Raw genomic sequence first — 11,043 nt, forward strand, 5'->3', positions numbered from 1 at the left:
CGGAACCGTTTTGATAATCTCCTTTGTGCTTTTTGAAGTCGTTTTTCTGACTTTCTTAAATAACGTGGATTCTCTACAGTATTACCTTGGGCATCAGTATAAAATTCCTTTAACCCTAAGTCAATTCCTGTTATTTGTCCCGTTGGTTTATGGTATTCTTGCCGTTCTACGTCAATCAAAAACTGGCAATAATAACCGTCAGCACGTCTAACAACTCTTACCCGTTTAATCTGTTGCTCTGAATAATAAACTAATGTCTTTTGACTACACCATAAATCAAATTCTCCTGCTTTAAAACCGTCAGTAAATCTGATTTTACGTCGATCATCTGATAGTTTGTAGCCTGTTAGTTTATACTCAACGGAACGACTATGCTTTTTGAACCGAGGAAAACCCTTTTTCCCTAGTATTTTAGCATGACAATTCTGATAAAACCGATTAATTGATTGCCAGGCTCTATCGGCAGCCGATTGACGAGCTTGAGAGTTTAATTTATTAACCCAAGGTGTCTCTTTATTGTTAGCTAGTACCGCACAAAGCTTTTGGAGATCATTGCGGGTTGTTCCTTTATTTTCTATCCAATGACGAACACAAGAGTTACGCACAAACTGAGAAGTTCTGATAGCTTCATCGAGTTTCTGATATTGCTCTGGTGTTCCGTTTTTTAGCTTTGCTTCTACGACTAGCATCTAACAATCCTCGACCCTTGGCTAGGTTAAGTATAATACAGTTTACCCACAGATGGTAGAATTAAACCGATGCTCTGGGGTTGATATTCTGGTCGGATTTCATCCCCCGCAAAGGTGAGTATCTTGTCGAAAAATGTAGCGGGGGCATTCATCCGACATTTTAGGTAACAACAAAACCGCACTAAGGCAGTTTTATCCCAAATCCAGTTAGCAAAACCCAGTTATCATCAGGGACCACTGAAGTGGTCACTAGAAACAAGAAGGTTTGTCCACTGCACTAGATCAGGGGGATTTGGTGTTACCCTGACGATTGCGTATCGATATCCTCACCCATACCCGAAGTCGATCCCAACGATTGGACAGTCTCAGATGGTCAATAAGTCTAACCGATTGTCTTACCTCTGCTCAGACTATCGAACGAGGTTTTCCGACCTTGATAGTCCTGAGTCGGCGTTTGATAATCTAACTTTTGATGGAATCTTAGCTTATTGTAGCACTTTATACAGATATGTGGTCCGCGATGCTTTTTTCTCTCTTAGCGTTGCTCAAATAAAAATACCTGATCTTGCGCGTAACTCAATTTAAACCCAGGCGATCGCTGCAAGCCTCCGATCAGATGGCTGACAACCGACGGCGACTCGTCCAACCGGGATGGCGCTGGTTAAGCAGGACATAATCAAACTGCTGCAAGTCAATCTCGGCGCTATCTACTTTCGTCAACTGGAGGTTGAGACGGTGGGTCAGGTGAGGAGCAATTTGGGAAGTCGTCAGGACAATTTCCAGGCTATCAAAGACAACTACTGGACTGTTTCAGCTAAAATAGGGCAATAGATTTCGGCTTAAAGTCTTAGATTATAGAATTTATAGCATTTTTCTAATACACCAAATTAGCTGAAACAATCCACTACTATAAAATAACTTTACATTTCTTTTATCACTTTTGGAAAATGCTATCCTTGTAGATGGGACAAAAGAGCTAAAAATCTCCATTGATGCCAATTGGATAATTTAAGCGCATCTTATGATAGTCTAAATCTTTTCTTAAAGATGGCAGTAGGAAAGAGCGATCGAGAATGATTAAGGACAAAAATCAGCAAACCTATAGAGACCCTAGTATTGTCAGTTATTATGCCCAATTAACCGCGCTACAGCCGGCAGAAAGGACAATTTTAACCCGGCTGCAAGAGCGTTTATCGACGATGAAAATGCTTGATTTAGGGGTAGGTGCGGGACGGACTACGAAGTATTTTGCACCTCTTGTGGGAGAATATATCGGTGTTGATTATTCTGCGGAAATGATCGCCGCTTGTCGTCAAAAATTCCCCCATTTAGTCTGGCAAGTGGCCGATGCTAGAAATCTAGAACAATTTGCGGATAATTATTTTGATTTTATTCTCTTTAGTTTTAATGGCATTGATTATATTTCCCCTGCTGACCGTTGCCTAGTTTTAGAAGAAATTAGTCGCGTGGGTAAATCGGGCGGTTATTTTTGCTTTTCTAGTCATAATCTTCAGGGAATTATCCCAGAATTCGATTGGAAAAAAAAGATTAGTTTCAATCCTTTTAGTAGCTATGTTAATTTAGTCATCTGGGCGATTTTGCGTGCCTGTAATCCCTCTCTTAGCTACGAACAGTTATTGACTGCTGACTATGCAATTATTCGGGATGAACCCCATAATTTTCGTCTCCAAAATTATTACGCCACACCCAAAGAACAATTAAGACAGTTAAAGTCCTACTTTCAAGATATTAAAATTTATTCTTGGAAAACCGGTCAGGAAATTAAGAGCGAACGAGAGTTAAATACTAATCTTGATCATTGGCTTTATTATCTCTGTGTTGTTTCCTAATAAGTAGCTAGACACAATTAATTATACATATCTAACTACCTCTTGCCTCTTGCCTATCCTAACCAAGAAGTTAATTTTATCCCATTACTTATTATCTTGCTTTTTTGGGGGATATTGAAGTAATGCTTGGGCAAGATAATGACCGGTGTAGGATTGTTCACATTTAGCCACGGTTTCCGGTGTTCCCACCGCGATTAATTCTCCTCCCTTGTCCCCTCCTTCTGGTCCCAAATCAATAATCCAATCGCTACAGCGAATCACGTCGAGATTATGTTCGATGACGATAATCGAATTACCTTTATCGACCAATCTTTGTAACACATCTAAGAGATGATGCACATCATAAAAAGATAAACCCGTAGTCGGTTCATCGATCAAATATAGGGTTTTTCCCGTGGCCCGTCGGGATAATTCGGCCGCTAATTTCACCCTTTGCGCTTCTCCACCGGATAAAGTGGGAGCGCTTTGACCGAGTTTACAGTATCCTAAACCCACATCCACGAGAGTTTGTAATCTGGTGGTGGCCCGGGGGACATTTTCAAAGACCTTTAATGCTTCCTCGATCGTCATATCTAAGACATCGGCGATCGAATAACCTTTATACTTAACCTGTAGGGTTTCCCGATTGTAACGCGCCCCTTTACACACATCACACTGCACATAGACATCGGGGAGAAAATTCATCTCGATGACGTTTACTCCTTGGCCTAGGCACGCTTCACAGCGTCCTCCTTTAACATTAAAAGAAAACTGCCCCGCTTTGTAACCTCTAGCTTTTGCTTCGATGGTTTCGGTGAAAATCTCGCGAATAATGTCAAAAACCCCCGTATAGGTGGCAGGATTTGACCGAGGAGTGCGTCCTATCGGTGATTGGTCAATGACAATTACTTTATCAACCGCGTCCAATCCTGCCACTTTATCTAACTCTTTGGGGAAGGGAGTTAAACGGGTTAAATGATGTTGTAAAGCCGGATATAATAACTCATTAATTAAGGTGGATTTGCCTGAACCAGATACTCCCGTAATCGAGACTAATTTTCCTAAAGGAATCGTTACATCAATATTTCTTAGGTTATTTTGATGGCAATTTTTTAAAACTAAAGCATTACCATTCCCGTCCCTTCTTTGGGGGGGAGTTTCAATAACTTTGCGTCCCGATAAGTAGGCCCCTGTTATCGATTTTTTCGACTTTAAAAGACTTTTAAAACTGCCTTGACAGATGATTTCTCCGCCATGAATCCCCGCTTTCGGACCGATATCTACCACATAATCGGCTGCCCGAATCGTTTCTTCATCGTGTTCGACAACAATTAAAGTATTACCTAAATCTCGTAATCTTTGCAGGGTTTCTAACAGTTTACTATTATCTCTTTGGTGTAATCCGATGCTAGGTTCATCGAGAACGTATAGTACTCCTGTTAATCCCGAACCGATTTGAGTAGCTAATCGAATTCGTTGGGATTCTCCCCCGGATAAAGTCATCGCCGGTCGATCGAGGGTAAGATAATCTAATCCCACATCGATTAAAAATTGTAGTCTCGCTTTGATTTCTTTGAGGGCTAATTCTCCAATTAATGCTTGTCTTGGGGTTAAATGACAATCATTAATTCTCTGCAAACAATCCCGAATGGTAACTCCGGTAAAATCCGTGATCGTATATTGTCCTAAACGTACCGATAAAGCTTCCGGTTTTAATCTTTTTCCGTGACAAACTTCGCAGGTTTGGTTAACAATATATTTCTCTAGTCTTTGTTTAATAACTTCCGAGGTGGTTTCTTGATAATTCCTATCTAAGATATTGATAACTCCCGCAAATTCTCGATAGTAACCGCGACCAGTATCATAACGGTAATCATCTTCAAAATAGATCGGTTCTTTACTCCCATAGAGAATGATATCTTGCTGGGTTTTTGTTAGTTTCTGCCAAGGGGTTTGAATTTCAAAACCTAAAGCTTGCCCTAAACCGTAGAGGAGAGAAAGATAGTAGGAGTTATCCTTATCTGACCAAGGAGCAATAGCCGAATAAACCGGTTGTTTCGGGTCAGGAATGACTAAATCTGCCGAAAATTTTCGTAAACTGCCCAATCCGTGACAGTTGGGACAAGCACCATAGGGAGAATTAAAAGAGAATAAACGGGGGGATAATTCCTCCATAACTGCCCCGTGTTCAGGACAGGCAAATTTCTCGGAAAAGACAATTTCTTTGGTAACTTCGGGATTATCTTCGTTATTCTCATCGAGAATTTCCACAATCGCTACACCATCGGAATGCTTTAAACAAGTGGTTAAAGAATCTACTAATCTTTCCTGTAAACCCTCTTTTTTGATCAGGCGATCGATAACAATTTCAAGATCATGAAGATGTTTTTTATCTAACTCGATGCCCTCGGATAATTCTACTACCTTGCCGTCAATCCGCACCCGGGCAAAGCCTTGGGAGGCCAAACTAGAGATTAATTGCTTATGCGTGCCTTTTTTGCCGCGAATTACCGGGGCTAAGATTTGAAAACGGGTTTTCTCGGCTAATTCCATCACTCGATCGCACATTTGATCGATGGTTTGGGGGGCAATATTGCGATCGCAATGGGGACAATGGGGTTCACCGGCACGACCGAACAATAAACGCAAGTAATCGTAAATTTCCGTTACAGTTCCCACACTAGAACGGGGATTGTGGGAAGTGGATTTTTGGTCAATGGAAATAGCCGGACTTAAACCCTCGATCGCATCCACATCGGGTTTATCTAATTGTCCTAAAAATTGGCGCGCGTAGGCGCTGAGGGACTCCACATAGCGGCGCTGTCCCTCCGCAAAAATAGTGTCGAAAGCGAGGGAAGATTTGCCCGATCCCGAAACTCCCGTAAAAACAATCAACTGATTGCGGGGTAATTCGAGATCAACATTTTTGAGATTGTGTTGTCGGGCGCCACGGATACGGATCGAGTCAGTTTGAGCCATCGGACGGTGCCAAGTAGTCCTTAATAATCATAGCTTTGACGAATGGGTTTCAGCTACTAAGTAGGTAGGTGTTAAAAATTGTCAGATCCCCCCTTATTAAGGGGGGATGGAAGGCAAAATCCATCTTCTATTTAATTAAAACCACTTACTTAGAAAACCAGTCTTCTATCATATCAGAAGATTATCGGGGTTAAACCGCCCGTTCGAGAAACTCGCGCATATCTCGATCGGCCGCAGGACAACAGCTATGACTCGCTTCTTCTTCTAAATGGGCTAAAACTGGGCAATTAATCCGATAATCTGGTTCTTTTGACCGTTCTAGCCGCAATTCGTACACTTGTTTTTCCAGTTGTTCGATGCGGTCCACCAAAGCGCGAATAGCCACCGCTTCCGAGTCGAGTAAATCACCGTGTTCGAGGGGTTCCACCCGCGTCCCGGCCCGATAGATTAAACGACCGGGGACACCAACAACGGTACAATCGGCAGGAATATCGCGCAGGACCACAGAACCAGCACCGACGCGAACGTTATTACCCAGATAAATATTACCTAAAACCTTGGCCCCAGCGCCGACCACCACATTTTCCCCTAGAGTCGGGTGACGTTTACCGCTTTCTTTCCCCGTCCCTCCTAAAGTAACTCCTTGATAGATCAGGGCATAATCACCGACAATGGCCGTTTCTCCGATGACAACTCCCATGCCATGGTCGATAAAAACACCCTGACCTATTTGGGCCCCGGGGTGAATTTCGATACCAGTCAGAAAACGGGCAAGATGGGAAATTAAACGGGGAATAAAGGGAATCCCGATCTGATACAGCCAATGGGCGAAGCGATGGCACAGTAAAGCCTGTAATCCGGGATAACAAAACATTACCTCTAACCAGTTGCGGGCAGCGGGGTCACGTTCAAAAATGATCTTGAAATCGGCTAGGAGAGTAGATAACACGAGTCTTGATTCCATATTGATCGAGCTTATACTAAACCATGTTATCACTCTGGTAAATGAGCCGTTCAACTAAAAAGCGATCGACGAACCCCTTCTTCATAGATCGCTTTTACTGCCCTTAGCCAAATTTTAAAGATATCGTTAATTTCCCTCTTGTTTAATCTTCCTTTAACTTGGATCTGAAAAAATGCGATTGTTTAGCCTTTTTTTGCAGGTTTTCAGCTAAAAATATGATTCATACTATCTATCGTCACCATGGGAAATTTTTATTAACCTTGCTGTCAATTGCTGGCAGTATCAATATTGTTGCTGAATCGGCCTCAGCTTTAAATATCACCCGATTGAGCAGTATTGGCAATAGTACAACTGCTGCTAATAACTTTGGGTCCGAAATTCCCACCTACGACCCCGCTAGTCGCAGATTATTCGTGACCGGTCCCAATAATCGTCTAGATATTGCCGATATCAGCAATCCCGCTAGTCCAATTCGCTTACCCTCGATCGATCTTAGCTCCTACGGTGCAGGGGTTAACAGTGTCGCCATCAAAAATGGTATTGTGGCCGTGGCCATGGAAGCTAGTACGATTACCAATAACGGCAGTGTGGTCTTTTTCGATACTAATGGTGTCTTTCAGAGTCAGGTTACTGTGGGTGCTTTACCCGATATGTTAACCTTTACTCCTGACGGTAATCGGGTTTTGGTCGCTAACGAAGGGGAAGCAGCCAGTGGTGTCAATCCCAATGGTTCCGTTAGTGTTATTAACCTTGCTGCCGGTGTTTCTAATCCCACGGTCAACACTGCTACCTTTACCAGTTTTAATGGTCAAGAGAACGCTTTAAGAAATCAGGGAGTTCGTATTTTCCCCGGTCAAACGGTTTCCCAAGATGTGGAACCAGAATACATCACCGTTTCCGAGGATGGAACCACTGCATGGGTGTCTCTACAGGAAAATAACGCTATTGCCGTAATGGATATTGTTAACGCTCAAGTCACCAGTATTTTGCCCCTAGGAGCTAAGGATTTTAACGCACCGGGTAATGGTTTAGATGCAAGCGATCGAGATGGAGGGGTAAATATTAATAACTGGCCAGTTTTTGGCTTATATCAACCGGATACAATCGCCACCGTTACTGTCGCCGGACAAACCTATTTAATTACTGCCAATGAAGGGGATACTAGAAATGAGGCTAGACGAGTTTCTAATCTAACTTTAGACCCTAATGCTTTCCCTAATGCGGCCGAATTGCAATTAGCCCAAAATCTCGGCCGTTTGGATGTTTCTAGCATTGACGGACTTAACGCCCAAGGTCAATATAGCCAACTTTTTGCCTATGGTGGTCGTTCTTTTTCGATTTGGAATGTAACTAATGGACTGTCCCAAGTCTTCGATAGTGGTGATGATTTTGAACAAATTTTGGCAGGTTTCTCGGCAAATCCCCTAACTCCTAGTATCTTTAATTCCGATGGTACTCCTGGTAGTTTCGATAGTCGCAGCGATAACCGCGGCCCAGAACCGGAAGGTTTAGCCGTGGGAACCGTGGGCAATCGTCTCTATAGTTTTGTGGGAATAGAAAGGGCTGGCGGTTTCATGGTTTATGATATCACCAACCCTAGTAATCCTTTCTTTGTTGATTATATCAACGATTGGCAATTAGGCGATATCTCCCCCGAAGGATTATTATTTATTCCCGCTGCCGATAGTCCCAATGGTACTCCCTTGTTAATTGTTGCCAATGAAGTGAGTCGCAATCTGGTGATTTATTCCGTCAAACCTGTCCCAGAACCTAGCGCAGTTTTAGGATTAGTAACCCTCGGATTAGCTGGTTATAGTTTGAAAAAAAGAGGGAATTGCTAATCACATCCCGTAAAATGGTAGCGCCTCCGACCAATGGGGGCGTTTTCCCGTTTGCCAATCCAAATAAGCTAAATCGAGGATAGCGGGGGCATTTATGCCTAAATAACTGGGGGTGGCTAATCTTTGATAGGAAATAGTTAAGTTTTCTAAAGTCTGCTGCCATTGTTCCGGAGTCATCAGGCTATCAGCTAAATAAACCCGATTACCCCCATAGATGCCCACATACAATTGTCCCCTAGTGGCGGGCATTTCTAGGGCTAGATAGGTATCGGGAGGGTAAAAATGCCGTTGTGACCAAGCAAAGGCCGCTAAACTGGAGACGGCAAAAATCGGTAGCTGTAATTGTTGTGCTAGGGTTCTACCGGTGACTAGACCGATGCGGGTACTGGTAAAGCTACCCGGCCCCTTGGCGGTGGCTAGAAAGGCTAAATCTGCCCATTTTTGCGGGGCCAGGAACTGTTTTAGATAGGGGTGGAATAGGTTCGATAAGTCCCTGTCTAAGTCCCAAGTTTGTTGACGACTATCATCACTGAAATTAGAGAGGGCCAGTCCTAGTTGGGGACTGCTGGTATGCAAGGCTAATCCATAGACAGGGGAAGACAAGTCAATCTTTATCACTAAGTTTTTATGGGTCGCCTGGGATTCGAACCCAAGACCAATCGGTTAAAAGCCGAGTGCTCTACCGCTGAGCTAGCGACCCGTTTCGTGTTCTGCACACGATTTATTAATATAACATCTTATCGGGGCTAAGTCAAGGGGGAATTTAAATTTGATTGACTCGCATTTCCACGATCGCCTCACGGCTACTCTGGGGTTCTAAGTAGGTCAAATGTTCGCCTGTGTTGAGGGCGTTGCGGGGAGCGCTCCAGGGTTCGAGACAGATATAATTTTTATCTTTCAGAGTCCAAAAAACTATAGTTGTATAGAGATCGTCGTAACCGAGGATAATTTGACGTTGATGATAGGAATCACTAAAACTACTTTGATGGCGAGTAATTTGCGGAAAAGCGGCATCAATTTCTTCGAGATTAAAGTCAAAGTGGCCGGAGTAGGAATGGAGGGTTTTGCTGCGTTGGTCGAGGTATTGGGAGGAGGGAATATCAAAGGATAATCGGGTTTTATCGGTGACTTGAAAATAGGGATGGAACCCGATGGAAAAGGGCATTTTTTCGGGGGAAAGATTAATTACTTTTTGGTGAATTTTGAGGCTGTTTCCTTGCAGTTGATAGGTAAAGATTAATTGAAAATCAAAGGGATAGACTTGACGAGTGGCTTCATTACTGTTCAATTCTAGGGTTAAACTAGCGGCGTTTTCGCTGCTTTGTTTGCTCACTTGCCAGGGTAAATCACGAGCAAATCCGTGTTGTTTAAGGGTATAGTTTCGGCCTTGGTGTTGATAGGTATTATCGGGTAAGTTGCCACATATCGGGAATAAAATCGGGACTCCTCCGCGGACGCTGAGGTTAGGCTCTTTGAATCTTTCTCTGTCCAGATATAAAATATCTTCTCCGCAAATTTGCCAACGGGTGATGATTCCTCCCCTAGCGGGAACCACTTCCAGATAAGCGTCAGCATCTTCATCCTTGAGACAATAGGTAAGATATTGATTTTGGTTTTGAGTGATAGTAAAGGTCATATCAGTTATCAGTTATCAGTTATCAGTTATCAGTTATCAGTTATCGGTACAGCTGACTAAAAAGCTGATTGCTAACATAGAACGTAGGTTGGGTTGAAGCATGAAACCCAACGCCCGATCATGTTACGCTACCACTAACCCATCCTAACAAATAATTGTGCCTCCCTACTTAGCTTAACCAATGAGGTTTTAGATTCGTCCCTTGTGAATAAGCTGGGATAGACTAGCTTTAGATGAAAATTTGGGTAAGAAAATAGGCAATGGCGGCGCTACCAATCGGTACAGTGAGATTATCTATACCTAGTTTCGAGAAAGTTTCTAAAATAGTAGCTCCGATCGCTGTTAATAAAGATACTAAAATAATTTGCGGATTAATGCCATTAATAAAAGATAAAATAATCAAGCTGACTAAAAAGCTGATTCCCAACATAGTCAGGGAACCTTCCAGACTTTTGCCACTGCCGAAAATTTTGTAGGGATGTTGACCGAAATTTTGTCCGACTAGGGCCGCTAATCCGTCTCCCAAAGCCATAATTAAAATACCCATTGCCGCGTATTCGGGGTGAGAAATTGGCCAAAAATAAGCCACGAGAACACCTATACTAACAGCATAAAAAAAAGTTCCCCAACTGCGGCGACCAACACTATTAAGACTGGGTAAAAATGGTAAAAAATAGGATAGAATAGCAATAATTGCCGCTAGGATAGCGGCGCTTATTCCCACCCAAGCGGGGATATTTAACCACCAGGCAAAAAGGATGACGTTTCCTGTGCCAATGTGGACAACTTTGCGGGTAATTTCGCCATCGGTACTGAAAAGACTTTTTAATTTTTCAGCGATCAGAATCAGAACACCTAGGTAACAGGCGACTAAACTGATCGAAAATAGGAGAGAGTGGGATAGTTCCACGGGGTAAAAGCGAAAATTGACTATCTATTAGTTTAGGCGATCGAGGTGACATTGTTGACATCCTCACCGCCGTAAACGGACGGTGATTCCCAAACCTCACGATTTAGGTTTCTGCTTCTTTCCCTTGCGGGGTTTCGCACCGGCCTTAACAGATTTACTCTGTTCTGGTCTTATGGTCGCTCTACAGACTGACAC

Annotated in this window: 8 protein-coding genes and 1 tRNA gene; 2 read left to right on the top strand and 7 right to left on the bottom strand. The window is 43.0% G+C overall.

What is annotated here, in order from left to right; translation table 11 throughout:
• A partial coding sequence (locus tag IM319_RS05535; protein WP_287734949.1) for an RNA-guided endonuclease InsQ/TnpB family protein occupies positions 1-689 on the bottom strand: 689 nt, incomplete at its 3' end.
• Positions 690-1,762: 1,073 nt separating this feature from the next.
• Between IM319_RS05535 and IM319_RS05540 the strand changes: the two genes are divergently transcribed.
• On the top strand, positions 1,763-2,539 hold the full coding sequence (locus tag IM319_RS05540) for a class I SAM-dependent methyltransferase (protein ID WP_287734950.1): 777 nt from the start codon (positions 1,763-1,765) through the stop codon (positions 2,537-2,539).
• 84 nt (positions 2,540-2,623) lie between these two features.
• Here the strand turns inward: IM319_RS05540 and uvrA are convergent, their stop codons facing one another.
• Together uvrA and cysE are read right to left on the bottom strand one after the other, a co-directional pair.
• Positions 2,624-5,497, bottom strand: coding sequence for an excinuclease ABC subunit UvrA (gene uvrA / locus IM319_RS05545; RefSeq protein WP_287734951.1), 2,874 nt, complete (start codon positions 5,495-5,497; stop codon positions 2,624-2,626).
• A gap of 190 nt (positions 5,498-5,687) precedes the next feature.
• Positions 5,688-6,461, bottom strand: coding sequence for a serine O-acetyltransferase (gene cysE / locus IM319_RS05550; RefSeq protein WP_286825463.1), 774 nt, complete (start codon positions 6,459-6,461; stop codon positions 5,688-5,690).
• A 215-nt stretch (positions 6,462-6,676) separates the two neighbouring features.
• Between cysE and IM319_RS05555 the strand changes: the two genes are divergently transcribed.
• Positions 6,677-8,302 (top strand): choice-of-anchor I family protein, encoded by a 1,626-nt coding sequence (locus tag IM319_RS05555; RefSeq protein WP_287734952.1) that lies wholly within the window; start codon positions 6,677-6,679, stop codon positions 8,300-8,302.
• Here IM319_RS05555 and tsaB read toward each other — a convergent pair whose 3' ends face one another.
• The 4 genes from tsaB to IM319_RS05575 form a co-directional block, all read right to left on the bottom strand.
• Positions 8,303-8,905: a tRNA (adenosine(37)-N6)-threonylcarbamoyltransferase complex dimerization subunit type 1 TsaB gene (gene tsaB, locus IM319_RS05560; RefSeq protein WP_287734953.1), complete on the bottom strand. Its 603-nt coding sequence runs from the start codon at positions 8,903-8,905 to the stop codon at positions 8,303-8,305.
• Between the two features lie 25 nt (positions 8,906-8,930).
• Positions 8,931-9,002, bottom strand: a tRNA-Lys gene (locus IM319_RS05565).
• 63 nt (positions 9,003-9,065) lie between these two features.
• Entirely contained in the window at positions 9,066-9,938 is an 873-nt protein-coding gene (locus tag IM319_RS05570; protein ID WP_287734954.1) for an aldose epimerase, read from the bottom strand.
• Positions 9,939-10,167: 229 nt separating this feature from the next.
• Entirely contained in the window at positions 10,168-10,848 is a 681-nt protein-coding gene (locus tag IM319_RS05575) for a diacylglycerol/polyprenol kinase family protein (RefSeq protein ID WP_287734955.1), read from the bottom strand.
• Between the last annotated feature and the right edge of the window lie 195 nt (positions 10,849-11,043).

This window comes from Microcystis sp. M113S1 (assembly GCF_020246945.1).
In the GTDB taxonomy this organism is placed as follows: domain Bacteria; phylum Cyanobacteriota; class Cyanobacteriia; order Cyanobacteriales; family Microcystaceae; genus Microcystis.